This is a genomic window from uncultured Jannaschia sp., assembly GCF_947494055.1.
In the GTDB taxonomy this organism is placed as follows: domain Bacteria; phylum Pseudomonadota; class Alphaproteobacteria; order Rhodobacterales; family Rhodobacteraceae; genus Jannaschia.
In genome coordinates, this window is sequence record NZ_CANLTR010000013.1 from 55,586 (window position 1) to 81,202 (window position 25,617).

General features: G+C 67.5%; 21 protein-coding genes and 2 pseudogenes. 11 read left to right on the forward strand and 12 right to left on the reverse strand.

Going from position 1 to position 25,617, the window contains the following annotated elements:
• Positions 1–3: 3 nt before the first annotated feature.
• Positions 4–1,767 carry a dihydroxy-acid dehydratase gene (gene ilvD, locus Q1A87_RS12810; protein ID WP_299651930.1) on the reverse strand — a complete coding sequence of 588 codons (1,764 nt, stop codon included), beginning with the start codon at positions 1,765–1,767 and terminating at the stop codon, positions 4–6.
• A gap of 133 nt (positions 1,768–1,900) precedes the next feature.
• Here ilvD and Q1A87_RS12815 point away from each other — a divergent pair, with 133 nt between their 5' ends.
• The 4 genes from Q1A87_RS12815 to Q1A87_RS12830 all read left to right on the forward strand — a co-directional run bounded on the left by Q1A87_RS12815 (position 1,901) and on the right by Q1A87_RS12830 (position 5,656).
• Positions 1,901–2,791: a type II CAAX endopeptidase family protein gene (locus Q1A87_RS12815; protein WP_299651932.1), complete on the forward strand. Its 891-nt coding sequence runs from the start codon at positions 1,901–1,903 to the stop codon at positions 2,789–2,791.
• Positions 2,792–2,857: 66 nt separating this feature from the next.
• Entirely contained in the window at positions 2,858–3,793 is a 936-nt protein-coding gene (gene accD, locus Q1A87_RS12820) for an acetyl-CoA carboxylase, carboxyltransferase subunit beta (protein ID WP_299651934.1), read from the forward strand.
• Positions 3,794–3,825: 32 nt separating this feature from the next.
• Positions 3,826–5,052, forward strand: a complete 1,227-nt coding sequence (locus Q1A87_RS12825) for a folylpolyglutamate synthase/dihydrofolate synthase family protein (protein ID WP_299651969.1) — start codon at positions 3,826–3,828, stop codon at positions 5,050–5,052.
• Positions 5,053–5,101: 49 nt separating this feature from the next.
• A complete protein-coding gene (locus Q1A87_RS12830; RefSeq protein ID WP_299651935.1) occupies positions 5,102–5,656 on the forward strand; it encodes a hypothetical protein in 555 nt (184 codons plus the stop codon).
• A 253-nt stretch (positions 5,657–5,909) separates the two neighbouring features.
• Here Q1A87_RS12830 and zapE read toward each other — a convergent pair whose 3' ends face one another.
• Entirely contained in the window at positions 5,910–6,956 is a 1,047-nt protein-coding gene (zapE, locus tag Q1A87_RS12835; protein ID WP_299651937.1) for a cell division protein ZapE, read from the reverse strand.
• 83 nt (positions 6,957–7,039) lie between these two features.
• Between zapE and Q1A87_RS12840 the strand changes: the two genes are divergently transcribed.
• The gene (locus Q1A87_RS12840; RefSeq protein WP_299651939.1) at positions 7,040–8,290 is read left to right on the forward strand and encodes an MFS transporter; all 1,251 of its coding nucleotides are present in this window, start codon (positions 7,040–7,042) and stop codon (positions 8,288–8,290) included.
• 59 nt (positions 8,291–8,349) lie between these two features.
• Positions 8,350–10,089 carry a gamma-glutamyltransferase gene (gene ggt, locus Q1A87_RS12845; protein WP_299651941.1) on the forward strand — a complete coding sequence of 580 codons (1,740 nt, stop codon included), beginning with the start codon at positions 8,350–8,352 and terminating at the stop codon, positions 10,087–10,089.
• 4 nt (positions 10,090–10,093) lie between these two features.
• On the opposite strand, the gene Q1A87_RS12850 is transcribed toward ggt, so the two are convergent.
• From Q1A87_RS12850 to Q1A87_RS12880, 7 genes are all read right to left on the reverse strand, one after another.
• Entirely contained in the window at positions 10,094–10,573 is a 480-nt protein-coding gene (locus Q1A87_RS12850) for a hypothetical protein (RefSeq protein ID WP_299651943.1), read from the reverse strand.
• 77 nt (positions 10,574–10,650) lie between these two features.
• Positions 10,651–11,127, reverse strand: coding sequence for an RNA pyrophosphohydrolase (locus Q1A87_RS12855; RefSeq protein ID WP_299651971.1), 477 nt, complete (start codon positions 11,125–11,127; stop codon positions 10,651–10,653).
• A 49-nt stretch (positions 11,128–11,176) separates the two neighbouring features.
• Positions 11,177–12,517 (reverse strand): S41 family peptidase, encoded by a 1,341-nt coding sequence (locus tag Q1A87_RS12860; RefSeq protein ID WP_299651973.1) that lies wholly within the window; start codon positions 12,515–12,517, stop codon positions 11,177–11,179.
• A gap of 282 nt (positions 12,518–12,799) precedes the next feature.
• Positions 12,800–14,308: a 2,3-bisphosphoglycerate-independent phosphoglycerate mutase gene (gene gpmI / locus Q1A87_RS12865; protein WP_299651944.1), complete on the reverse strand. Its 1,509-nt coding sequence runs from the start codon at positions 14,306–14,308 to the stop codon at positions 12,800–12,802.
• Between the two features lie 40 nt (positions 14,309–14,348).
• A complete protein-coding gene (gene rlmH / locus Q1A87_RS12870) occupies positions 14,349–14,813 on the reverse strand; it encodes a 23S rRNA (pseudouridine(1915)-N(3))-methyltransferase RlmH (protein ID WP_299651946.1) in 465 nt (154 codons plus the stop codon).
• 1 nt (position 14,814) lies between these two features.
• Positions 14,815–15,138 carry a ribosome silencing factor gene (gene rsfS / locus Q1A87_RS12875; RefSeq protein WP_299651975.1) on the reverse strand — a complete coding sequence of 108 codons (324 nt, stop codon included), beginning with the start codon at positions 15,136–15,138 and terminating at the stop codon, positions 14,815–14,817.
• A gap of 247 nt (positions 15,139–15,385) precedes the next feature.
• On the reverse strand, positions 15,386–16,750 hold the full coding sequence (locus Q1A87_RS12880) for a mechanosensitive ion channel domain-containing protein (RefSeq protein WP_299651948.1): 1,365 nt from the start codon (positions 16,748–16,750) through the stop codon (positions 15,386–15,388).
• Positions 16,751–16,974: 224 nt separating this feature from the next.
• On the opposite strand from Q1A87_RS12880, the gene Q1A87_RS12885 reads away from it, so the two are divergent.
• Complete coding sequence (locus tag Q1A87_RS12885) at positions 16,975–17,556, forward strand: hypothetical protein (protein WP_299651950.1); 582 nt, start codon at positions 16,975–16,977, stop codon at positions 17,554–17,556.
• Between the two features lie 263 nt (positions 17,557–17,819).
• The gene (gene leuC / locus Q1A87_RS12890) at positions 17,820–19,223 is read left to right on the forward strand and encodes a 3-isopropylmalate dehydratase large subunit (RefSeq protein WP_299651952.1); all 1,404 of its coding nucleotides are present in this window, start codon (positions 17,820–17,822) and stop codon (positions 19,221–19,223) included.
• 48 nt (positions 19,224–19,271) lie between these two features.
• Here leuC and Q1A87_RS12895 read toward each other — a convergent pair whose 3' ends face one another.
• Both Q1A87_RS12895 and Q1A87_RS12900 read right to left on the reverse strand, forming a co-directional pair.
• Positions 19,272–20,579, reverse strand: a complete 1,308-nt coding sequence (locus Q1A87_RS12895) for a calcium-binding protein (RefSeq protein ID WP_299651954.1) — start codon at positions 20,577–20,579, stop codon at positions 19,272–19,274.
• Between the two features lie 277 nt (positions 20,580–20,856).
• Positions 20,857–21,775 (reverse strand): annotated as a pseudogene (locus tag Q1A87_RS12900) (IS5 family transposase); the annotation flags it as partial.
• Positions 21,776–21,838: 63 nt separating this feature from the next.
• On the opposite strand from Q1A87_RS12900, the pseudogene Q1A87_RS12905 reads away from it, so the two are divergent.
• The 3 genes and pseudogenes from Q1A87_RS12905 to Q1A87_RS12915 all read left to right on the forward strand — a co-directional run.
• Positions 21,839–22,186, forward strand: a pseudogene (locus Q1A87_RS12905) (ATP-binding cassette domain-containing protein); the annotation flags it as partial.
• A gap of 132 nt (positions 22,187–22,318) precedes the next feature.
• Positions 22,319–24,244: a fibronectin type III domain-containing protein gene (locus tag Q1A87_RS12910; protein ID WP_299651956.1), complete on the forward strand. Its 1,926-nt coding sequence runs from the start codon at positions 22,319–22,321 to the stop codon at positions 24,242–24,244.
• A 169-nt stretch (positions 24,245–24,413) separates the two neighbouring features.
• The gene (locus Q1A87_RS12915; protein WP_299651958.1) at positions 24,414–25,118 is read left to right on the forward strand and encodes a DsbA family protein; all 705 of its coding nucleotides are present in this window, start codon (positions 24,414–24,416) and stop codon (positions 25,116–25,118) included.
• 173 nt (positions 25,119–25,291) lie between these two features.
• Here Q1A87_RS12915 and Q1A87_RS12920 read toward each other — a convergent pair.
• The coding region (locus Q1A87_RS12920; protein WP_299651960.1) for a transposase at positions 25,292–25,617 on the reverse strand (326 nt) is incomplete at its 5' end.

Consider the following 25,617-nt stretch of genomic DNA (forward strand, 5'->3'; position numbering starts at 1 on the left):
GCCTCAGAGATCCATGTAGACGTGGGATTCCGCCGCGGCCCCCGGATGGGTGCAGGCGCCGAGCCGGGCGGCGCCGACGAGCTGGGCGTATTTCCACAGCGCGCCGGAGGCGTAGATCGTCGCGCGCGGGCCGCTCCAGGCCTGCCGGCGCCGGTCCATCTCCGTCTCGTCGACATCGACCGAGATCGTTCCCTCGAGTGCGTTCAGCGTGATCACGTCGCCATTCTGCACCAGCGCGATCGGCCCGCCCTGCGCGGCCTCGGGGCCGACATGGCCGACGCAGAAGCCGCGCGTCGCGCCCGAGAAACGCCCGTCGGTGATGAGCGCGACCTTCTTGCCCATGCCCTGCCCCGACAGCGCCGCCGTCGTCGCCAGCATCTCCCGCATGCCCGGGCCGCCCGCCGGCCCCTCGTTGCGGATGACGATGACCTCGCCCTCCTCGTATTCGCGCGCCTTCACGGCGGCGAAGGCATCCTCCTCGCATTCGAAGACGCGCGCCGGGCCGGAGAAGACCTGCTCCTCGGCCTTCATGCCCGCGACCTTCACGATGGCCCCGTCGGGAGCGAGATTGCCCTTCAGCCCGACCACGCCGCCGGTCTTCGAGATCGGCGCGTCGACCGGGTAGATCACCTTGCGGTCCGGCCCGCCTTCGGTGCGCTCGAGCTCCTCGCCGATGCTGCGGCCCGAGGCCGTCATGCAATCCTCGTGGATCAGGCCCGCGCGGCGCAGTTCCTTCATCACGACCGGCACGCCGCCGGACTCGTAGAGATCCTTGGCCACATATTGCCCGCCCGGCTTCAGATCGACGAAATAGGGCGTGTCGCGGAAGATCTCGCAGACGTCGCCCAGGTCGAAATCGATCCCCGCCTCGTGCGCGATCGCCGGCAGGTGCAGGCCGGCATTTGTCGAACCGCCGGTGCAGGCGACGACCCGCGCCGCGTTCTCGAGCGATTGGCGGGTCACCACGTCGCGCGCGCGGATGTTCTTCTCGAGCAGGTTCATCACCGCCCGACCCGACGCCTCTCCGTATTGCGTCCGGCTCTCGTAGGGGGCCGGCATGCCCGATGAGTTGAACAGCGCGAGCCCGATCGCCTCGGAAACGCAGGCCATCGTGTTCGCGGTGAACTGACCGCCGCAGGCCCCGGCCGAGGGGCAGGCCACCCGCTCGAGCACGGCGAGCTGCGCATCCGACACGTCCCCCGCCTGGTAGCGGCCCACGGCCTCGAACATATCCTGCACAGTAAGGTCGCGGGACGCGAAGTCCGCGGGCACGTCGGCGCCCTCGGGCACCTTGCCGGGCAGGATCGAGCCGCCATACATGAAGACCGACGGCGTGTTGAGCCGCACCATCGCCATCATCATCCCCGGCAGGGACTTGTCGCAGCCGGCCAACCCCACGATCGCGTCGTAGCAATGCCCGCGCATCGTCAGCTCCACCGTATCGGCGATGGCCTCGCGGGAGGCGAGCGAGGAACGCATTCCCTCGTGGCCCATCGCGATGCCGTCGGTGACGGTGATCGTGGTGAACTCCCGCGGCGTGCCGCTGGCGGCCTTCACGCCGGTCTTCACCGACTGCGCCTGCCAGTTCAGCGCGATGTTGCAGGGCGCGGCCTCGTTCCAGCAGGTCGCGACGCCGACGAAGGGCTGCGCGATCTCCTCCTCGGTCAGGTTCATCGCGTAGTAGTAGCTGCGATGCGGCGCGCGGGCCGGCCCTTCGGTCACGTGGCGGCTGGGCAGGCGGCTCTTGTCCGGGCGGTTCGTCGGCATGGTCTCGTCCCCGATATCGTTTGCCGGACGGGATAGACGCCGGGAGGGCACGGGACAAGCGGCGTCGCGCCTTGCATTGCCGCGCCCTACCCCCGCGCGTATGGATCGGGCCGGACCGGGGAGGACGCTGCCGATGTGGACCGAGAGCTTCGCGCGCTTCGTCTTGCCCGCGCGCCGGTATCCGAGCGTCTGGCGGCTGGTGGGGGGATCGGTCGTCATCCTCGTCGTCTACACGGCGACGATCGCGGCGATGATGGTCGGGATCACGGCGATCCTCGGCCCCGAGCGGGGTGCGGCCTGGCTGGGCGCCCTCGTCTCGGGGACGACGCCCTACGCCGTGCTCGTCCTGCTGGCGACCTTCGCGGGCATGTTCGCCGGCCCGCTCATCGCCGTCCGCTGGCTGCACCATGCCAGTCCCGCAACGCTGTTCGGAGCCCGGCCCGTCGCCACCTTCGCGGCCGCTGCCACGATCACGGCGCTCGTCTTCCTCGCCACGATCCTTCTCCCCGCCCCGTTCGATGCGGTGCGACAGACGCCGACCGGGACGTTCCTCCTGTACCTGGTCCCGGCGCTCGCCGGCATCCTGCTGCAGACCGGCGCGGAGGAACTGGTGTTCCGCGGCTATCTCCAGTCCCAGCTCGCCGCCCGCTTCGACAGCCCTCTGGTCTGGATGGTCGCGCCGGCCCTGGTCTTCGGTCTCCTGCACTACGATCCCGCCTCGACCGGCGACAATGCGCTCTGGATCGTCGGAGCCGCGGTGCTGTTCGGCCTCGTCGCCGCCGACCTGACCCGCGTGACCGGCGGGATCGGGGCGGCATGGGGCGTGCATTTCGTCAACAACGCCTCGGCCATCCTGATCCTCGCGCTCGACGGGTCGCTCTCGGGCCTCGCGCTCTGGCGGACACCGTTCGGGGCCGACGACGTGGCGACGCTGCCGCCGATGCTTCTCCACGACATGCTGGTCACGGTGATCGTCTGGGCCTGCATCCGCCTGTGGCTCGCCCGGGGCGACCGGACCGGGTGAGCGGCGGGGCGAATTGCATTCGCCGGCCCCGGTGTCTATCTCGGGGCCGACCATGCGGAGCCTCCGATGAACTGGATCTCGAACTACGTCCGCCCGAAGATCAACTCGCTCTTCTCCCGTCGCGAGGTGCCGGAGAATCTGTGGACGAAGTGCGACGAATGCGGGACGATGCTGTTTCACCGCGAGCTCAAGGACAATCTGAACGTCTGCACGAATTGCGGCCACCACATGCACATCGCCCCGCGGGATCGGTTCGCCGCCTTGTTCGACGGTGGCGTCTTCAACGAGGTGAAAGTGCCCGCCCCCGTGGAGGACCCGCTCAAGTTCCGCGACCAGAAGCGTTATCCCGAACGCCTCCGCGCCGCGCAGAAGCAGGGCGGTGAGCACGAGGCCATGCTGGTGGCCGAAGGCGAGATCCATCGCACCCCGGTCGTCGTGGCCGCGCAGGATTTCGGTTTCATGGCCGGGTCGATGGGCATGTATGTCGGCAACGCCATCATCGCCGCGGCCGAGCGTGCGGTGCAGGCGAAGCGCCCGCTCATCCTGTTCTCCGCCGCCGGCGGCGCGCGGATGCAGGAGGGAATCCTCAGCCTCATGCAGATGCCCCGCGCCACCATCGCGGTGGAGATGCTGCGCGAGGCGGGGCTGCCCTACATCGTGGTCCTGACGCATCCGACGACGGGGGGCGTGACCGCCTCCTACGCGATGCTGGGCGATATCCAGATCGCGGAGCCGGGCGCGCTCATCTGCTTCGCCGGCCCCCGCGTGATCGAACAGACCATCCGCGAGACGCTGCCCGAGGGGTTCCAGCGCGCCGAATACCTGCTCGACCACGGCATGCTGGACCGGGTGACGGCACGGGGCCGGCACCGCGACGAACTCGCGACCATCGTGCGGATGCTGACGGGCCAGACGCCGATCGTCCGGGGCGACCTGCCCGCGCCCGAACCGGTCGAGCCGATCCTGCCCAAGCCGGAGCCGCAGACGGAACCTGCCAGGTGACCACCGGTTCGGATGTCGTCCTGACCCGGCTGATGTCGCTGCACCCGAAGGTCATCGACCTCGTCCTCGACCGCGTCCACCGGCTCCTCGCCGTACTCGACCATCCCGAGACGCGCCTGCCGCCGGTGATCCACATCGCCGGAACGAACGGCAAGGGCTCCACCCTCGCGATGATCCGCGCCGGGCTCGAGGGCGCGGGCGAGACCTGCCATGCCTACACCTCCCCGCATCTGGCCCGCTTCCACGAGCGCATCCGCGTCGCGGGCGAGCTGATCGGCGAAGGGGAGCTGATCCGCCTGCTCGAGGAATGCGAGGTCGCGAACGGCACCGATCCGATCACCTATTTCGAGATCACGACCTGCGCCGCGCTCCTGGCCTTCGCGCGCACGCCCGCCGACTGGACGCTTCTCGAGGTCGGCCTCGGCGGACGCCTCGACGCGACCAACGTGGTCAATCCACGGCTCACAGTGATCGCGCCGGTCTCGATGGACCACGAGGCGTTCCTGGGCGACACGCTTCCGAAGATCGCCGCCGAGAAGGCCGGCGTCCTCAAACCCGGCGTGCCCTGCATCGTCGGTCCGCAGGAGGAGGCCGCGCTCGAGGTCATCGAGTACCGTGCCGCCCGCCTGAACGCGCCGCTCCTGATCCACGGCCAGCACTGGCACGTGACGGAGGAGGACGGGCGGCTCGTCTACCAGGACGAGACCGGGTTGATGGACCTGCCCCTGCCCCGCCTGATCGGCGCGCATCAGGTCGACAATGCCGGCATGGCCGTCGCGGCGCTGCGCGCGCTTGGTCGCGCCGAGGGGGCCGAGGCCGCGATGACCCGCGCGGAATGGCCCGCACGGCTGCAACGGTTGAAGTCCGGCCCTCTCGTGCAGGCCGCCCCCGCCGACATCTGGCTCGACGGCGGCCACAACCCCGCCGCCGGCGCCGCTTTGGCCGAGGCGCTCGGGCGCCTGCCGCCGCGTCCGCTGAATCTCGTCTGCGGGATGCTCAACACCAAGGACGTGACCGGCTACATGCGCCCGCTCGCGCCGCTGGTCGACCATCTGCACGCCGTCTCCATACCCGGCGAGCCGAACACGCTCAGTGCGGCCGAGACCCTGTCCGCCGCGCGCGCCGCCGGGATGCGGGCCTCCGAGGCCGCATCGCTCGACATCGCGGTGGAACGCATCGCCGCGACGGCCCCGGACGCGCGCATCCTGATCTGCGGCTCGCTCTATCTCGCCGGCCATGTCCTGCGCACGAACGGTTGAAACCGCGCGCCCGCATACAGCGTCGACGGCGAACCGAATGGAATTCGCGATGACCACGACACGACGTGATAATCTGCGGCACAGGGCGGCGCTCGCCCTCGGCATGGCGCTCGTCTGCGCCGGGCCGGCACAGGCCGTCACCTACGGCTTCTGCTGGCGGGGCGAGGCGGGCTACCGGATCGAGGGCGTGATTGCCTATCCCGACGGCCTGCGTGGTCTCGTCACCGAACGTGACGTGACCGAATTCACCATCACCGGCTGGCGCGACGATTCCTATCTCGGCCGCTGGTCGGCGGAGGAGGCCACGTCCGAGACTTCCTGGATGTTGCGCTTCGACGCCGACGCGCTCGCCTTCCGGATGGGCGGCTATCCGGAGGACGACAGCTACCAGCAATGGAACGCCGACGGCACCGCCACCGATTGCGGCACGCCCGGTTTCGGCTTCAACGGCGGCAACCGGGCACAGGACGTCTGCGTCGACGGGGTGTTCATCGAGGAGAGCGGCGTGCCGCCCGAAACCCCGCTCGCGATTTCCGCCAGTGTCGAGGATCCGTGCGGCCCCATCCCGATGTCCGCTCTGCCCCGCGCCAGCCGGACCGGATAGGACGCTCGCCGCGCCCGACTCGGCGCCGTGGCGGATACCCGTCGCGTCGGCCACGTCGCCAACCCTGGCAATGACCGCCATTTCGGGGGTACGTGCACGCAAAGACGATGAGGGTTCTGTCCACCGACAGGACAATACCGGCGGCGCACCGCGGGCGGCCCGAACTCCCTCGGGATCGAGACCGCCCGGTCTTTGCTTCGTAAATATCCCCGCCGGAGGCTCCGGCCCTCGCGCCAAGCCCGAAGGTCCCGGCTCAATCGGTCCCGCCCCAGCCCTCCGCCTGCATCTCCCGCAAGCGGCTCGCGGTGCGCTCGAACTCGAACACGTCGCCCGGCGAGAGCGCTTCGGGTTCCGCCTCGGCCGAGATGATCAGCTTCACGCGGGCCTCGTAAAGAGTGTCGATCAGCGTCACGAAGCGGCGCGCCTCGTTGCCGTGCCGGCGGTCCAGCTTCGGCACGTCGGTCAGGATCAGCACACGCACGTTCCGTGCCAGCGCGAGGTAATCGGCCGCGCCCAGCGGCCGTCCGCAGAGATCGGCGAAGGAGGCCCGCGCCACGCCCGAGGCGAAATCGTCGAGGCGCAGGTCGCGTCCCTTCACCCGCAGCGTCAGCCCCTCGGACGCGCCGGAGGTCAGCGCCGCCCAGACCTCGTCCAGCGCGCCGCCGCCGACGAAGTAGGTCTGCTGCCCCGACAGGCGATCCTGGCGATAATCGCGCGCGGCGGCGAGTTCGTGCACGATCATGCGGTCCTTCACCATGTCGATGAAGGGCAGGAACAGAGCGCGGTTGAGCCCGTCCTTGTAGAGGTCGTCGGGCACCCGGTTCGAGGTCGTCACCACGTGAACGCCCCCCGCGAAGAGCTTCTCGAACAGGCGCCCGACCAGCATCGCGTCGGTGATGTCGGTGATCTGCATCTCGTCGAAGCAGAGCACGCGGACCTCGGCGATCACCGATTGCGCGAAGGGCGCAAGCGCATCGCGGGTGCCGGCGGCACGCGCCTCGTGCATCGCCTCGTGCGCCGCCTGCATGAAGGCATGGAAATGCACCCGCCGCGACGGCACCGGCGCCGCCTCGTGGAACAGATCCATCAGCATCGACTTGCCGCGCCCGACCCCGCCCCAGAGATAGACGCCCGACGGCCCCTCGGGCGCCTTCGCCCCGAAGCCGAGGAAGCCGCGCCGCGCGGGCTTCGCAAGCTTCGCGCGGACGCGTTCGAGCGGGGCCAGCGCCGCCTCCTGCGCCGGATCGGGCGACAGCGTGCCATCGGCCACCCTTGCGGCGTAGAGCTCCTGCATCGTCATGGCGCCCTCATGCCGTCCGGGGCCGACCGCCACAAGCGCGGGAATGCCATTGACGCCGGCCGGGGTTCCGGAACACTGGGGACATGACCGCCCTGCCCGCCCCCGCGCTGAACCGCCTGCTCACGCCCGTCCTCATCTCGGGCTGCATCGTGTTGATGGTGGGCTTCGCCATCCGCGCGAGCTTCGGCGTCTTCCAGATCCCGATCGCGATGGAGTTCGGCTGGCCGCGTGCGGAGTTCAGCCTCGCCATCGCCATCCAGAACCTCGCCTGGGGGATCGGTCAGCCGATCTTCGGGGCCATCGCCGACCGGTTCGGCGACCGAAAGGCCATCGTCCTCGGCGTGATCTGCTACGCGGCGGGGCTCGTCCTGTCGTCCTTCGCGGTCACGCCAGGCGCCCATCAGATGCTGGAGATCCTCGTGGGCTTCGGCATCGCGGGGATGGGCTTCGGCGTGATCCTCGCCGTGGTCGGCCGCGCCGCCTCGGACGAGAACCGCTCGATGAGCCTCGGCATCGCCACCGCGGCCGGCTCGCTCGGGCAGGTTTTCGGCGCGCCCGCGGCGGAATGGCTGCTGGGCTTCTATTCCTGGCAGGAGGTGTTCCTGATCTTCGCGGCCGTGGTCTGCCTCGCCCTCCTCGCGCTGCCGACGATGCGCGCGCCCGTGGCGAGCCGGGCCGAGCTCGAGGAGAGCATGGCCACGATCCTCGGCCGCGCCATCCGCGACCCCTCCTACGGGCTGATCTTCGTCGGCTTCTTCTCCTGCGGCTACCAGCTCGCCTTCATCACCGCGCATTTCCCGGCGCTGGTGACCGAGATGTGCGGGCCGATCGCGCCGGGGACCACGCTCTACGCGCTTGGCATCACCACGACCTCGACGCTGGGCGCCTTGTCGATTTCGCTCATCGGGCTCGCCAATATCGCCGGCACGCTCTACGCGGGCTGGCTCGGCAAGCGGTTCAGCCGGAAGTACCTGCTCGCCGGCATCTATCTCGGCCGGACCGTCATCGCCGCGCTCTTCATCGCGCTTCCGATCACGCCGCTCTCGGTCGTGCTGTTTTCGGTGGCGATGGGCGGGCTCTGGCTCGCCACGGTGCCGCTCACCTCCGGTCTCGTCGCGCATATCTACGGGCTGCGCTACATGGGCACGCTCTACGGGCTCGTCTTCTTCTCGCATCAGCTCGGCAGCTTCCTCGGCGTCTGGCTGGGCGGGACGCTCTACGATTCGACCGGCAGCTACGTCGCGGTCTGGTGGGTGGGCGTGGGCGTCGGGCTGCTCTCGGCCATCGTGCACCTGCCCATCCGCGAGACGCCATTGCGCCTTCGCGCCGCTTGAGGCTTGCCCCAACGGCAGGTTTCGCCATCCTGTCGCCAGTTGTGACAGGGAGACACGCCATGCGACCGATCCGATACAGCTTCGCGCTTTCGATGCTCATGTTCCTACCCGCTCACGCGCAGCAGGCGGCCGATGCCGTCGCGCCGGAGGGGGCCGTCGACCTGTCCACGGAGGCGACGGCCCCCGTCGAGGCGGAGGACTGGATGGTCGCCGCCGCGAACCCGCTCGCCGTTGAGGCCGGTGCCCGCGTGCTGCGCGAGGGCGGCAACGCCGCCGACGCGATGGTCGCGGTGCAGGCCGTGCTGGGCCTCGTCGAGCCGCAGAGCTCGGGCCTCGGCGGCGGCGCGTTCCTCGTCTGGTACGACGCCGAGACGGGCGAACTCTCCACGCTCGACGGGCGCGAGACGGCGCCGATGGATGCCACGCCCCTCCTGTTCCAGCAGGACGGCGAGGAGATGGACTTCTACGACGCGGTGATCGGCGGCCTGTCGGTCGGCACGCCGGGTACGCCGATGCTGATGGAGGTGGCGCATCGGAAATGGGGCCGGGCGAACTGGGCCGGCCTGTTCGAGGACGCGATCGGCCATGCCGAGGACGGGTTCGAGGTCTCGCCCCGCCTCGCCGGGCTGGTGGCGGAGGACGAATACCTGCCCGGTTCGCCCAGTGCGGCGGCCTACTTCCTGCCCGACGGGGCGCCCGTCGCGGAGGGCGCCACTCTGACCAACCCCGCGTATGCCGAGACGCTGCGCGCGCTCGCGGCGGAGGGGGCGGGGGCCTTCTATTACGGCGAGATCGCCGAGGGGATCGTCGCCACGGTGCGCGACGCGGAGAAGCCCGGCAAGCTAACGCTGGACGACCTTGCCGCCTACGAAGTGGTGGAACGCGACGCGGTCTGCGCACCCTACCGGGGGGCGGAGATCTGCGGCATGGGGCCGCCTTCCTCGGGCGGGCTGACGGTCGGGCAGATCCTCGGCCTGATCGAGCCCTTCGACATCGCCGGAATGGGGCCGGACTCGCCCGAGGCCTGGCGGCTGATCGGCGACGCCTCCCGCCTCGCCTTCGCGGATCGTGGCCGCTACATGGCCGACAGCGACTTCGTCCCGATGCCGACGGCGGGCCTGCTCGACGACGCCTATCTGGAGGAGCGGTCGCAGCTGCTGCAGGGCGACGACGCGCTGCCGGAAGTCAACGCCGGCTCGCCGCCCTGGGACCATGCGATGCTCTGGGGCGACGACGACGCGATCGAGATGCCGTCGACCTCGCACATCTCCATCGTCGACGGCGACGGCAACGCGCTGTCGATGACGACGACGATCGAGGGCGGGTTCGGCTCGCACCTGATGGCGCCGGGCGGGTTCCTGCTGAACAACGAGCTGACCGACTTCTCCTTCTCCACCCACGAGGACGGCGTGCCCATCGCCAACCGGGTGGAGCCAGGCAAGCGGCCGCGCTCCTCGATGGCGCCGACCATCGTGATGCGGGACGGCGCGCCGGAACTCGTCATCGGCTCGCCGGGCGGCAGCCGGATCATCGGGTACGTGGCGCAGGCGATCATCGCGCATATGGACTGGGGCATGGACGTGCAGGCCGCGCTCGCGATGCCGCATCTGGTGAACCGGTTCGGCACCTACGACCTCGAGGCCGGGACCTCCGCCGAGGCGCTCGCGGGGCCGCTGGGCGAGATGGGGTTCGAGACCGAGATCCGCGACCTCAACTCCGGCCTCCATGCGATCGCCGTCGGCGAGACGCTATCGGGCGGGGCCGATCCGCGGCGGGAGGGCGTCGCCATCGGCGAGTGACGCGTCAGGACGGCGGCGTGCAGGCCTCGCCCCGGAGGCAGGCCAGCACGTCGGCCTCCGCCTCGGGGGTCGCGTCGAGCGCGAAGCGGGGACACGGCCCCTCGATCAGCACGTTCTCCTCGCCCCGGCGTTCGACGAACAGGATGTTGCGGTCGAGCGGCACGCCGCCGCACCAGTGGCCGACGCATTCGACCTCCACCGTCAGGGGGAAGCTCACCGTGGTGTCGAACCCGTCCGCGCCCGCGATCTCGCCGTCGAACCGCGTCCGGACGGAATAGCCCTTCCGGTCGTTCGGCGTGTCGTCGGCCGGCGCGATCTCCTCCCCGGGCAGCGGCTGGACCCGTCCGATGGCGAGCACGTAGTCCGCCTCCGACGTGTCGGCCGCCTGAAAGCTCGACGGCACGGACGGGCGCAGGCAGGACAGCGCGCTCGCCTGACCGGCGAGCGCAGTCGAGAGCAGGGCGGCGAGGATGAGGCGGGTCATGGCGGTCTCCGGGCTTTGCCGGTCCCGCATGCGGCGGGCCCGGCGGTCATGCAATGACGACGCGTGGCGAGGCGACGTCAGAGCAAACCGAACCGACCCAGCACGTCGGCGTAGATGTCCCGCTTGAACGGAACGATAGAGGCCAGCACCTCCGGTCCCGACATCCAGCACCAGCGGGAGAACTCCCGCTGATGCGCGTCGAGATCGACGGCCGCGTCGGGACCGTCGTAGCGGAAGTGGAACCAGTGCTGCGACTGGCCCCGGAACCGCCCCTGCCACATGCGCGGCACGAGGTCGTGCGGCAGGTCGTAGGGCAGCGGCTCTTGCATCGAATCGAGCCGTTCGACCGCCTCGGGCACGATTCCGGTTTCTTCGCGCAACTCGCGCAGGGCCGCATGCTCGGGGACTTCCCCGGCGTCGATCCCGCCCTGCGGCATCTGCCACGCGCCCGGCCGGTCGAGCCGTTCCCCGACCCAGACCAGCCCCTGCGGATTGGTCAGGCAGACCCCGGCGCAGGGACGGTAGGGCAGCGCGGCGATCTCATCGGGCGTCAACTCGGTCATAGCGTCAGCGAGACGGCGCAGGCGCCGCCCCGTCCCTGTTTCAGCGCGGCTCGATGACGCCCAGGCCCTTGAGGATGTCGATGGCGTAGGCCAGCTGGTAATCCTCGTCGCGGAGCTGCGCGGCTTCCTCGGCGGCGGCCTGCTCCTCGCGGACCTGCTCCTGCTCCTCCTCGGACAGGCTGTCGTTGGTGATCGCGCCGCGCAGCGAGGATTCGGAGCGTCGGAGCGGGGTGAGCGCGTTGTCCTCCTCGTCCTCCTCCGTCTCGGCGTTCGGATCGCGGGGCGGCTGCGCCACGACGATGTCGGGCGACACGCCGAGCGCCTGGATCGAGCGACCCGACGGCGTGTAGTACCGCGCGGTGGTCAGGCGGATGGCGCCGTCGCCCTGCACCGGCATGATCGTCTGGACGGAGCCCTTGCCGAAGGACTTCGTGCCGACGACGACGGCGCGGTGATGGTCCTGCAGCGCGCCGGCCACGATCTCGGAGGCCGAGGCCGATCCGCCGTTGATCAGCACGACGAGCGGCAGGCCGTCGGTGATGTCGCCTTCCTTGGCGTTGAACCGGTCGCCGTCGGTGATGTCGCGCGAGCGCGTCGACACGATCTCGCCCTGGTCGAGGAACGCGTCGGCCAGCGCGACACCAGCCGTCAATAATCCGCCGGGATTGTTGCGCAGATCGAGAACGACGCCGTTGACGCCCTCCATCTCGCCCGAATCCTCGAGCGTCTTCAGGCCGTCCTCGATGTTCGGCATGGTCTGCTCGTTGAAGGTCGAGACGCGGATGACGATCGAGTCGCCCTCCTTGCGGACGCGGGAGGCGGTCAGGCGGATCGTGTCGCGGGTGATGGTGATGTCGAGCGGCTCCTCCAGCCCCTCGCGCACGATGGTCACGGTGATGTCGGAGCCGACCGGTCCGCGCATCATCTCCACCGCATCCTCGAGCGTCAGGCCGAGGATGTTCTCGCCGTCCACGGCGGTGATGTAGTCGCCCGCCTCCACGCCGGCCTCGAAAGCGGGCGTCCCGTCCATCGGGGTGATGACCTTGACGTAGCCTTCCTCCTGCGTGACCTCGATGCCGAGGCCGCCGAACTCGCCGCGGGTATCCTCCTGCATGTCCTCGAAATCGCGCGGCGGCAGGTAGGAACTGTGCGGGTCGAGCGAGGTGAGCATGCCGTTGATCGCGGCCTCGATCAGTTCGCTCTCGTCCACGTCCTCGACATACTGGCTGCGGATGCGCTCGAACACGATGCCGAACAGGTCGAGCTGCTCGTAGACCGAACCTTCATCGGCCTGCTGTGCAAGGAGCGGACCGGCTACCTGCGTCGTGGCCAGGATACCGGCCAAGATGCCGCCACCGGCGGCCATCGCGAATTTCCTCATCTCGTTCCCCTGTTCGCTGGCGACACGCATCGCCGGGTTCGCGGGCCTCCCGCCCGGTTTGGCTTCGACATAAAGCGCCTCGAACGGCAAAGCGCCACCGCCCGTGACGGTATCACGCATGATTTGACAGATTCCGCCGGATCGCCGCGACGCAAGCGATGCGCTTCGCGGCTCTTAGCCCTTTCCCGCGGCGTCGAGAACGGTCCCGGCGGTCGCATCGGCTCCGGATCATTCAACTTGCCGTCACCGGACAGGCAGAGACCGGCACCATGTCCGGGCGCCTCACGCGATCAGGCTCTCGCCGGTCATCTCGTCGGGCGTGTCGAGCCCCATCAGCGCCAGCAGCGTGGGTGCGAGGTCGCCGAGCTTGCCATTCCTGAGCCGCGCGCCCTCCGGCCCGTTCCACAGGATCACCGGCACGGGGTTGAGCGTGTGCGACGTATGCGCCTTGCCCGTCTCCGGGTCGATCATCGTCTCGCAATTGCCGTGATCGGCGCAGACGATCATCGCGCCGTCCGTTGCCTCCAGCGCCTCGAGCGCCCGGCCAAGCCCGTGATCCACCGCCTCGCAGGCGCGGGTGGCCGCCTCCAGATCGCCGGTATGGCCCACCATGTCCGGGTTCGCGAAGTTCACGACGATGAGGTCGTAGCGCTTGCCGATCGCCTCGACGAGCGCATCCGTCACCGCGCCGGCCGACATCTCCGGCTGCAGGTCGTAGGTCGCCACATCGGGGGATTTCGGCATCAGCCGGTCCTCCCCCGTCTCGGGCGCCTCCTTGCCGCCGTTCAGGAAGAAGGTCACGTGCGGATACTTCTCCGTCTCGGCGACGTGAAACTGCGTCAGCCCCTTCTCGGCGACCCAGTGACCCAGCGTGTTCTTCACCGTCCGCTTCGGAAAGACGGTCGTCATGTACTCGTCGTGCAGGTCGGAATAGTCGACCATGCCCAGCATGTGCAGACCGGGACGCTCACCGGTCTCGAACCCGTCGAAGTCCGGCCCGGCCAGCGCGGAGAGGATCTCGCGGGCGCGGTCGGCGCGGAAGTTGAGGCAGAACACGCCGTCCCCGTCCTTCATGCCCGCATAGCCGCCGATCACGGTCGGCTGGATGAACTCGTCGCTTTCGTCTTGGTCCCGGGCGACGGAAAGGGCGGCGGGCACGGTCTCGGCGGCCCGACCCTCGCCCCGGACCATCGCGCACCAGGCCCGGTGAACGCGATCCCAGCGGTTGTCGCGATCCATCGCGAAGTAGCGTCCCGACAGCGTCCCGACCTGCACGCCCTCGGGCAGCTCGGCCATCAGCTTTTCGACGAAACGTTCGGCAGACCGCGGGGCGACGTCGCGGCCATCGGTGATCGCGTGGAGGACGACGGGCATTTCCTTCGCCACGACGGTCCGGCAGGCGGCGAGGACGTGGTCGATATGTCCGTGGACCCCGCCATCCGAGATGACGCCGATCAGATGCGCCCTGCCCCCCGATTGCCGGACGGTCTGCACCCAGCTCTCGATCGCCGCCTCCTCCGCGAAGCCGCCCGTCTCGATCGCGTGATTGATCTGGCCCAGATCCATCCGCACCACGCGGCCCGCGCCGATATTCATGTGGCCGACCTCGGAATTGCCCATCTGCCCTTCCGGCAGGCCGACGGCCGGGCCGAAGGTCGTGAGCGTCGCATGCGGGCAGGTCGCCATCAGGCGGTCGAAATGCGGCGTCTCCGCGCAGTCGGGCGCCGATTGCTCCGGCCGGTCGGAGATGCCCCAGCCGTCGAGGATGCAGAGGATGACGGGCTTTGCCATGAACGGACCTTTCGTTTCGCGGGACCGTTCTAGGTTGGGATCAGGCCCGATGGTAGGGGCCCCCGGCCAGGATCGAGGCGGCGCGGTAGAGCTGCTCGGCCAGCATCACGCGGACGAGCATGTGCGGCCAGACCATCGCGCCGAAGCTGATCGCGAGGTCGGCCCGGTCGCGGATACCGGGATCGAGCCCGTCGGCCCCGCCGATGACGAAGGCCACGTCCTCCGCCCGGTCGCGCCAGTCGCCGAGCCGCGCGGCGAAGGCCGGAGAGGAAAGCTGCGCGCCACGTTCGTCGAGGACGACCCGGACCGCGGCCGACGGCAGGGATTTCGCAAGAAGCTCGGCCTCCGCCGCCATGCCCGCGCCCTTGCCATCGACCTCGACCAGCGTGGCCGGAGGCAGGCCCAGCCCGCGCCCCGCCTTCGCGAAACGTTCGAGATACTCGTCGACGAGCGCCTTTTCCGGCCCGCGGCGTAGCCGCCCGACAGCCAGAAGGTGGAGCTTCACCTCAGTTCGCGCGAACGGCCTCGGCCCCGGGATCCTGCCACATCTTCTCGAGCTGGTAGAAGTCCCGGACCTCGGGGCGGAAGATGTGGACGATCACGTCGCCTGCATCGAGCAGCACCCAGTCGCCCTGCGACTTGCCTTCGGTACGGGCGGAGCGGCCGAGCCGATCCTTCAGCTTCTCCGACAGCTTCTCCGCCAGCGCCGTCACCTGCCGGGTCGAGCGGCCGGAGCAGACGATCATGTGATCGGCCACGGCGGATTTCCCCCGCAGGTCGATCTGGACGATGTCCTCGGCCTTCTCGGCGTCCAGCGTCGTTCGGATGATGTCGAGGGTCGCGTCGCTGGTCTCATAGCCAGCGGAACCTGTGTCGCCCTTGCGGGCAGAAGCGGCGCTTGCAGCGGCCGCATGGGTCTCGGAAGGCAGGGGCCGATCCTCCGGCTGTTGGGCCACACTCAAGGGCGTGGCATGGTCGATAGATTAACACCGGTTCGGTAGTCCGGCAATCACGTCATGGAGATGGGAACGCCTCGTCAACCCGTCAAGCAGCGGCGCGAGGGGATGTCGCGATGGGCTAATCCCCCGGGACCGGCGTGCTGTGGCCCGGCCGCTTCGCGTCGCCCTGCGGGGCGCCGTCGCCCAGCATCCGCACCTCCCGCTGCGGAAACGGGATCGAGATGCCGTTCGCTTTGAACGCGTCCCAGAGCGCCAGATAGACGTTGCCGCGGATGTTGGTCAGCCCCTCGGTCGGATTGATGATCCAGAACCGCAGGATGTAGTCCACCGAGGAATCCCCGAAGCCCACGATGTGACAGACCGGCGGCTTGCTGCTCAGCACCCGCTCCGTCCCCGCGGCCGCGGCAATGGCGATCCGGCGCACCTCGTGCGGATCGTCGCCGTAGGAGGTACCGAAGAAGATGTCGAGGCGGACCAGGCTGTTGGAGTGCGACCAGTTCACCACCAGCCCGGTGATCAGGTCCTCGTTCGGGACCAAATATTCCCGCCCGTCCCGCGTGGTGATCGAGACGTAGCGCGCCGTCAGCGCGTTGATCCAGCCGAACGTGTCGCCGATGGTGATGACGTCGCCGGGCTTGATCGACTTGTCGAGGAGGATGATGACGCCCGAGACGAGGTTCGAGACCACCTTTTGCAGGCCGAAGCCCAGCCCCACGCCGATCGCGCCCGAGAGAACGGCTAGGCCCGTGAGATCGAAGCCGACCCATTTGAGCCCGAGGAAGAACGCACCCGCATAGAGGACGATCTGCAGGAGCTTGACCACGAGCACCCGCATCGACGGGCTGATGTCTTCGTTCCTGGATATCCGGCTGCTCGTGGCCTTGGTCAGCACGCGTGCCATCGCGAAAAGCACGCCGATCACGACGAGCGCGGTGATGATGCCCAGGACGGAGAGGTGGAAATCGCCGAACTCGATGGCCAGCGAGTCGAGGAACACCTTCGTCTCGTCGAGGATGCCGAGATAGAACAGCGTGACGTAGATCCACAGGCCCCAGTTCACGATCTTGCGCAGGAACGGATTGCGCACGAGTCGGGCGACGAAGCTGACCACCATCCACGCCGTCCCGATCGTGGCGGCGAGCCCGACGAGGTAGCTGCGCGAGGGCCACGTGACCTCCCGCATGATCAGGAGCGTCATCCAGATCAGCGCGGCGAAGCAGACGAGCCCCAGGCGGTTCCGCACGATGACGAGCCAGCGGAGCTGCCATTTCGGCCGTCCGGTCTGCGTTCGCATCCAGTGCGTCATCCGCTCGGCGGCCCAGCCGCGCAGAAGCCATGCGGCCAGCAGGACAGCCAGGATGATCAGGACCTGCCAGAGCTTCCATCCCGGGCGCAGCAGGTCGATGGCGAAGGCAGCAGCCTCACCCGTCACCCGGGCGATCTCCTCCCGAAGCGGAAACGTGTCGAGAATGTCCTCGTCCATCGACGAACTATGACCCGCCGGCCGGGGCCCGGCAACGGCGCCGTGCGCGACGAATTTTTTCGGACGCCGTGACTCCGTGGATCAATGTGTTCGTCTAACGCTGCTCGCGATACCGTCGATTCTGGAGTGCATTCTTTTAACCGGCCTCCTACGTGGCCAGGCGTCTCGGGGAGCGCCGCATATCAGCCAAGCGAAGGAGATCGCGGAAAGGGTCAAGATGTGGTATGAGTATCCTGTTCAGATTATCGATTACATTGTTTGACCTTGTTTCGAACGCTTTTCCTCCTGGCTCCGTTGTCGCTCGGCACCACGACGTTCGCCAACGCCGCCACGTTCGATGTCTTCAACGCGGGAACTACCATGGCACTCGGCAAGTTTGTCGCACCGGTCGAGGGTGGGGCACTGGATTCGGCGACCTTCACCGTCGGGGCGGCACCTTCTCCGTTCTGGGAACCGGTGCCCTGGCGCCTAGCTACAATGCTGCGGACAACTCGCTTGCCGGACCGGGCGGCTTCGGGTTCGGCGCGGTGTTCAACGCCGCAGCATACGCCACGACCGACGTCAACGGTGATCCGGTGACATGCGAGGTCGGCGATTGTATCTTCGAGTTCGACGGCATCTTCGATCCCAAGATCCCGGGGGAATGGGCCATACAATACGTTCCGCCCAGCGATCCGGCGTCGAGCGTCAACATCACCGGCGGCTATTACGAGATCGCCGCGGTGCCCCTGCCGCTTACCGCCCCGGCGCTTGCTTTCGCTCTGGGAAGCCTCGCGTTGCTGCGCCACCGGCGTACCGGCGATTGACGAGGTCTCCGCGCGCGCCCTGAGCCTGCACGGGCGGGGCGGGGCGGGGCGCGCGCGACGTGTCACGGCCCGCTTGATGGACCTGTCCGAAAGGTCTATTCCGCGCGCCATGTCCGACACCGCGCCCGTCAGCATCGATCTGTGCGATCACGCCCGCCTGCGGGAGCGGTTCTTCGGCGCGTCGCGTTCCGTTCTCGCCCGGCGCCGAACCCGATCGCCCGCCCGACGATCCTGACACGACCACATCATCCGGGAGAGGACGCATGTCCCCCAAGACGCTCTACGACAAGATCTGGGATGCCCATCTGGCGCACGAGGCCGAGGACGGCACCTGTCTGCTCTACATCGACCGCCACCTCGTTCACGAGGTGACCTCGCCCCAGGCCTTCGAAGGGCTGCGCCTGGCCGGTCGCACCGTGCGCGCGCCAGACAAGACCATCGCCGTGCCGGACCACAACGTACCGACGACGGCCGACCGGGTGAACGGTGGCATGAACGAGGAAAGCCGGATCCAGGTCGAGGCGCTCGACCGCAACGCCAGGGAATCCGGCATCCACTACTACCCGGTCAGCGATATCCGGCAGGGGATCGTCCACATCATCGGGCCGGAGAACGGCTGGACCCTGCCCGGCATGACGATCGTCTGCGGCGACAGCCACACCGCGACCCACGGCGCCTTCGGCGCGCTCGCCCACGGGATCGGCACGTCGGAGGTGGAGCACGTCCTCGCCACGCAGACGCTGATCCAGAAGAAGTCCAAGAACATGAAGGTCGAGATCACCGGGCAGCTCCGCCCCGGCGTGACGGCCAAGGACATCACCCTCACGATCATCGGCCGGACCGGCACGGCGGGCGGCACCGGCTACGTCATCGAATATTGCGGCGAGGCGATCCGCGCCCTGTCGATGGAAGGCCGCATGACCGTCTGCAACATGGCGATCGAGGGCGGCGCGCGCGCCGGCCTGATCGCGCCGGACGAGACGACCTTCGACTACGTGAAGGGCCGCCCGCATGCGCCGAAGGGCGCGCAGTGGGACGCGGCGCTGGCCTGGTGGAAGACGCTCCGCTCCGACGAGGACGCGCATTGGGACAAGATGGTCACCATCGCGGGCGAGGATATCGCGCCGGTCGTGACCTGGGGCACCTCGCCCGAGGACGTCCTGCCGATCACCGCCTCGGTTCCCGCCCCGGAGGACTTCAAGGGCGGCAAGGTCGACGCGGCGAAGCGCTCGCTGCAATACATGGGACTGACGCCCGGCACGCCGCTCTCCGAAGTGTCGATCGACACCGTGTTCATCGGCTCCTGCACCAACGGCCGGATCGAGGATCTGCGTGCTGCCGCGGCGATCCTGAAGGGCAAGAAGGTCAAAGAAGGGATGCGCGCCATGGTCGTGCCCGGCTCCGGCCTCGTGCGCGCGCAGGCCGAGGAGGAGGGGCTCGCCGACATCTTCAAGGCGGCGGGGTTCGAATGGCGCCTCGCCGGATGCTCCATGTGCTTGGCGATGAACCCGGATCAGCTCGCGCCCGGGGAGCGCTGCGCCGCCACGTCGAACCGGAACTTCGAGGGACGGCAGGGCCGCGGGGGCCGTACGCATCTGATGTCCCCGGCCATGGCTGCGGCCGCGGCCGTGACCGGCCGGCTGACGGATGTTCGCGAGATGATGTAGCAGGCGGGCGGCGACCGGAGGCCCGAGCCTTCCGGTCGCCCGGGAACCTCAGCTTTCGTAGAAGCTGATCTCCACGTCGTTTCGAAGCTCGTTCTCGGTCAAGCCGTAGAAGCGGATCGTGTGCTCGTTGATGATCAGATCGGCATATGCCCCGTCGTCATCGCCGGATCCCAAGCGTATCGAATTGATCTCGGCATTGGTCGCATCGGCGATCGCAATGACGTCGCTGTCGACGTCAAAATCTTCGATCACGTCCAGCTCGTCGGAACGCCGCTCGACGAAGAAGAACGCATCCGCACCCGCTCCGCCATTCATGCGGTCGTCGCCGCGATCATCGTAGAGCAGGTCGGAACCGCCACCGGCGCGGATGATGTCGTCGGACCGACCGCCGTAGAGAACGTCGTCGCCGCCACCCCCGACCAGCAGATCGCTGCCGCCCCCTCCGAGCAGAAGGTCGTTTCCGCCCCCGCCGAACAGGCGGTCCTTGCCCCCGCCGCCCGTGAGACCGTCATCGCCGCTGCCGCCGAACAAGTTGTCGGCGCCGCCATTGCCCGACAGAGCATCCTGCCCCTTGTTTCCGTAGAGGACGTCAGCGCCCTTGCCGCCGGACAAAGCGTCGTACTGATTGCCTCCGACGAGCGTGTCGTTGCCGTCGAGACCAGAAAGGACGTCCTTGCCGCTGCCGCTTATGAGCCGGTCATCGCCGTCACCGCCGAAGAGCGTGTCGGCCCCGCCGCCCCCGAGAAGCCTGTCGTTCCCCGACCCGCCGTCGAGTTGGTCATCGCCCGAACCACCGTTTAGGACGTCGCGACCGTTGTGCCCGTCGAGAATGTCGGCACCCGCGCCGCCCTTGATCGTGTCGCCGCCGCCCTGCCCGCGAAGAACGTCGTCGCCGCCGCCGCCCTTGAGCAGATCGCGCCCGCCGCCGCCTTTGAGAAAGTCATCGGCAGCGCCTCCGGCCAGATTGTCCGCGCCGCCATTGCCGAGAAGCCTGTCCTCCCCGCCGCCGCCGCGCAACGTGTCATCCCCGCCCTGACCTTTCAGGATATCGTCGCCACCACGACCGAGCAGCCGGTCGTCGCCTTTCCGACCCTCCAGCACGTCATCCTCCGCCCCACCGACGAGGCGGTCCGCGTCGCGCGTTCCGGTCTCGTACACCATGGACGAGACGGCCGCGGGCGGTAACGCGGACGGTGCGAACGATATGTATTCGGACCCATGGCCGGTCAACTGCGGGACGTACGGTGCCGTCACGCGCAGCGGCGCTTCGATCTCGGCCATCACGGGCGTGATCGGTGTATAGAGAATCTCGTTCGTACGACCGGTCGGGCCGTCGAGATAGGTCAATGTCTTCAAGGAAGAATCGGTCATATCTAGCCTATGTTCAAATGACCGCTTTTTAGGCGACGGCGCCTCGGAAGTGTATAAAAATCTAGGAAACGGTTAAGGGCACCGTCACCCTGCGCATGACAATCGACCGCTTTCGGCCTGGCGAATATTTTCGTGCCGATCCGTCCCGCGACGACGGCGGATGTGCATCCGAGGAGCTCTGTTGCCCGGAACGTCAGCAGGCCGGACCGTCCCTTTCCCTCGCCAAGGTCATCCGACGGGTTGCGTGACCGGGATACCGAACAACGCGACTTCGGCGATGGTAGCCGCTCCACCTCCGCCAGATGGTCCGGCCGAGACGCTTGATGGCCCGGAGGGCTTCGTTCCGGCCTGCCGCCCCAGGACTGTCTCTCTTCCACGGCTGCGCGATGCGGCGGGATGGGATGATTGCCTCCGTGCCCCGGTTCCCGATGGCGTCGCGGCAGCCGCGTGTATCGTAGGCACCGTCCGCCGTGACGGAAACGATCGGTTCGTCCTCGGAGATCTGCGCGAGCAGGTCGGACAGCACAGGCGCATCGCCCACCCCACTGCCGGTGAACTCGACTGCACGAACTTCCAAGGTCGCCTCGTTCACGGCCAGACGAACCTTGCGCCAAACACGCCTGCGCTCTCCCCCATGCTTGCGCGCATGCCATTCGTCTTCCCCGCCGACCTTGATGCCCGTGCTGTCCACTGCCCGGCAGGGTCATGCGAAGCATGATCCCGAGAGGGGACGAGCAGGTGCAATGGGCCGCCGCTGGCCTGAAAGGGCAGCCGACCGGCCAAGGTCCTCTGCCGTCGGCAGAGCGCTGAAAAATCCGGGACCGGCCAGTCGAGGTCCGCGAGTTCCAGTAGGCTTGCGACGGTGAAGCTTGCCGAACGATCGCCTGACGAAGCGGCAGGCCAAAAAGAACCTCGATCCATTTCGGGACATCACTGCGTGATGTCCTGCCGGGCAGTGGTCAGGCAGGTCTGGATCGCGGCATCGCTGCAGACCGGCGCGCCTCCCCGCTTGCCCGACGGCGCCGCATGCCAAGGCGTCGACGGATCGAACCAACATTTCGTGACATCGCTGCGCAATGCACTGCCGGTCAGCGGACGGTCAGCGATCCACGCTCACGTGGCGACGCGTTGTAGGCGGACCAGTTCAGGGTTCGGTAGCGGGCGGGTAGAGGCTTGGACAAGCCGTCCAGCTATGATGCTGGACTCGCGAAGGGGATCACAGGCGAGCTTCGTGCAACAGAGCAGCAGACACCTATCGAGCTCGATTGTCCGGCGGACAGAAGCAGCGTGTCGCGATTGCCCGCGCCCTCGCGATGGACCCGGAGATCCTGCTCTTCGACGAACCGACTTCAGCCCTCGATCCTGAGCTCGTCGGAGAAGTCCTGGGCGTCATCGAGCAACTCGCCGAGGAAGGTCGGACCATGCTCCTCGTTTCGCAAGAGATCGGCTTCGCCTACCACGTTGCGAACCGCGTGCTGTTTTTAGCGGAAGGCGGCATCTACGAGAGCGGAACGCCGGACGAGGTGCTGAAAGATCCGAGGCGTCCGCTTACCCAGAATTTCCTGAACGAGCACAAACGCTTTTATTTTTAGCTACCGCTCCCACCGGCTATGTGTCCGATTATCGATCCGGCCCGCATCCCTCAGGTGCAGAACGGGCCCAAATCAAGCCGGAAAGGGACAGTGCTCGCCGCTGCCCCGAGCTTCTGTGTGAGAAAGGGAGACATGATCCGTAAGTTCTTCATCGCCGCCTGTACCGTCTTTCTTACAGGCATCACGCAACCCTCCGCGCAGGAATCGTCCGAGAAGCACCTGCCGCTCGATGGGGTCATTGCGGCGGACGGAAGTTCGGTCGCGTTGAGCTGGTTCGGGACATCGCGCCCGCGTATCGGCGCCGTGACGATCAAACGACGCCGGATCGGCGAGATCGGCTCCGCAAGTTGGCAGACGATCGCTCCGTCCCTCAATCTGACGATGCGCTTCACGGACGACACTGTTCGGCCGGGGGTCGCTTACGAGTACCAGGTCATGCGCACGGGTCGCGGAATCATCGACGTGGGGTACTGGGCGACTGGCGTGAACCTGCCCGCGCAAACGGATCGGGGCCATGCCCACGTGATCGTCGACGAAACCGTCGCCGGTCCGCTCGCGACCCACCTCGCGCGATTCGAGCGAGATCTAGAGGGCGACGGGTGGCAGGTATCGCGCATCGTTGGGCCACGCGGCGGCGCGACCGGACCCGACGAAACCCTGATGCAGGCGGCGGCACTCAGGGAAACGCTCGCGCTGCGCTACGCAGAGGACCCCTTCGCACGGCACGTTGTAATCCTGATCGGGCACCTGCCCGTGGTCAAAAGCGGACGTGCGAACCCTGACGGACATGACCCGAAGCCGCATGCCACCGACCTGTTCTACGCGGACATTGATGGGCAATGGCACATCGACTCCACGGGTGCCCTTCGAGACAACCGGGTACCCGGCAACTTCATCGAGATGCAGGTCGGACGGATCGACTTCTCGAACGTGAGCGGTAACGATTCGGCCCGCGAACTCCATTTGCTGCGAGCGTATCTCGACAAGAACCATCATTGGCGTCACGGGCTTCTGGGGGATCTGCGACGCGCCTACGGCTCCGGCGAACGGCTCTTGGGGGAGGTGTATGGCCTTCGCAACATCGTCGGCCCGGACGCAGTTACGGAAGGCGGCCACCACGACGTTGGGGAGGAGAGGCCGTGGCTCTGGGGGGTCGACTTCGGTGACTGGAACGGCGGCCGATACGCGCAACGCTATGCCAACAAGGCGATCTTCGCGCTCAACTTTGGCAGCGGCAAGCAGAATTTCGATGCCCCCTCCAATGCGATGACAGCCCTGCTGGCACAACCGTGGTACCCTATCGCGGTCGGTTGGGGCGGACGGCCCGCCTGGTGGCTTCACCACATGGCGCTCGGGGGTACGATCGGCGACGTCCACATGCGGACCGTGAACAACGGCGTCGCCACGCTGCCTTACCGCGACACGATGGAATACTTCCCGACAGGCCAGTACCTTTGGCGCAACCCGATCTGGGTCAATCTGCTGGGCGATCCGACGACGCATGGCTTCGTGCTCGCGCCCGCTACCCGAGTGCAGGTCGTCCCGGATGCGCAGGGCGTGACCGTCTCGTGGATGCCGTCCGTTGACCCGGACGTCATTGGCTACAGGGTCTATCGCAAGCAGGGCGACGACGGGTTTCAGCTCCTGAGTGGCCAGAATTCCGTGACGGCGTCCGAATTCCACGATCCGTCTCCAAAACCGGGCGCCCGCTACATGGTGCGGGCATACGGGCTGAAGCAGGTCCATGCGGGATCCTTCCATACCCTGTCCCAAGGAAGTTTCGCCGAAATCGCGATGCCCTCGCTCCGGGCGGAGGATATGCAGATCACCGGTCGCGCGGACGAGACCCTGATTCTGCCCCAGATGTTCAGCCAACCGGAAGACGGAACGATCCACGCCTTCATCGCTGGTCCTGAACAGGGGGACCTCTTTCATGACGGTGCAAACTGGCATTACACCCCGCCAGCTGGGTTTACGGGAGAAGTGAGACTGCGGTTTTCGGTATCCAATGCCCTCCAAACCGACGAAGGACTACTCACGATCTTGATCGCTGCGTAGGTCTCGTCAGGACGCAACACGCCGTGTGAATCATGATCTCTCTTCCTGACAACTGGGCGCTGACCGAAATTCTGATTTTGGTGGCAGTGACCGTGATCATGGGAGTTTCAGTTTTCGAATGAGCAGGTCCAGGGAGCGAAACGACAACCCATCGAGGCGGCGTCTTCTCGTGGCGGGGATCGGACTGGCCTCGGCCTATGCAGGCCTACGGTATGGCCTGCCGACATTGTCCGAGCGGCTGCACGGCCTGCGGTTCGAACCGCTCGATCAACCCGCCGGCTTCCGAAGACTGATCTCGAACGGTGGCACGAGCAACGGCAGCTTCGATCCGTTCATAGCCCTCGCGCCAACGGCAGATCGCGTCCGTCCCTCCTGTCGAGGACTTTTCGAGGACGCCGCTCCGCCCGGCATCGTGCCGGCTGCCTATTTCTCGGACTACAATTGCGCCTATTGCCGAGCTCTCGGTCCCCGTCTCGAGGCCCTACAGGGAGTTCACGTCACCTTGCACGAACTGCCGCTTCTTGGCGAGGGTTCAACCATTCTGGCCCGCGCCGCGCTCGCCGCAAACTTGCAGGAAGCCTATTGGCCATTCCACCGAGCCCTGATGAGCACACCCCGCCCCTCGCCGGAGGCAATCATCCCGGTCGCGCTCGACCTCGGCCTTAATCCGGATCGTCTGCGGGCGGACATGGATGCGCCGGAGGTCGCCGCCGCGCTGGCCCGCAGCGAAGCGCTGGCCGCCCTGTTCGGTATCTACGCGACGCCGGCGCTCGTCGTTGGCCGCACCCTAGTCATCGGTGCCGTCGCTGCCGCGACGCTGGATCGGCTGACAGACCAAGAGCTTGCGGACGGGCCCGTGCCCACCTGCGCCTGAAACGTCATTCGAGGCCAAGCTGATTTTCTGCGGCCCTCCCATTGGCGTCCAAAGAGTAGAAACAATTGAAGGAAGACCTCTTCTGATAGAGTGTGACCACAGGCACGTTTCTGTCTCAATCGGCTGCTTCCTGCACTCTCATCGTATCCGTCCGGCGTGACCGCCGTTGACATTCAGCGTGGCTGCCAATTCCACGGCGTGAGTTCGTCGATGCGGTTGATCTTGTGATCGGCAATGTGGGCCAGCACCCACGTCAACCAGGCTTCCGGATCGACGCGGTTCATGCGGGCGGTCTCGATGAGGGTGTAGGCGATCGCGGCAGCCTTGCCGCCACCTTCCGATCCCATGAAGAGATAATTTTTGCGCCCAAGAGTCAGCGGCCTGATTGACCGCTCACAGATGTTGTTGTCCAGCTCGAGCTGGCCGTTTTCGAGGTATGCCCGGGCCTTGGGCATGCGGCCGAGGGCGTAACGAATGGCTTCGGCCAGCTTTGTTTTCC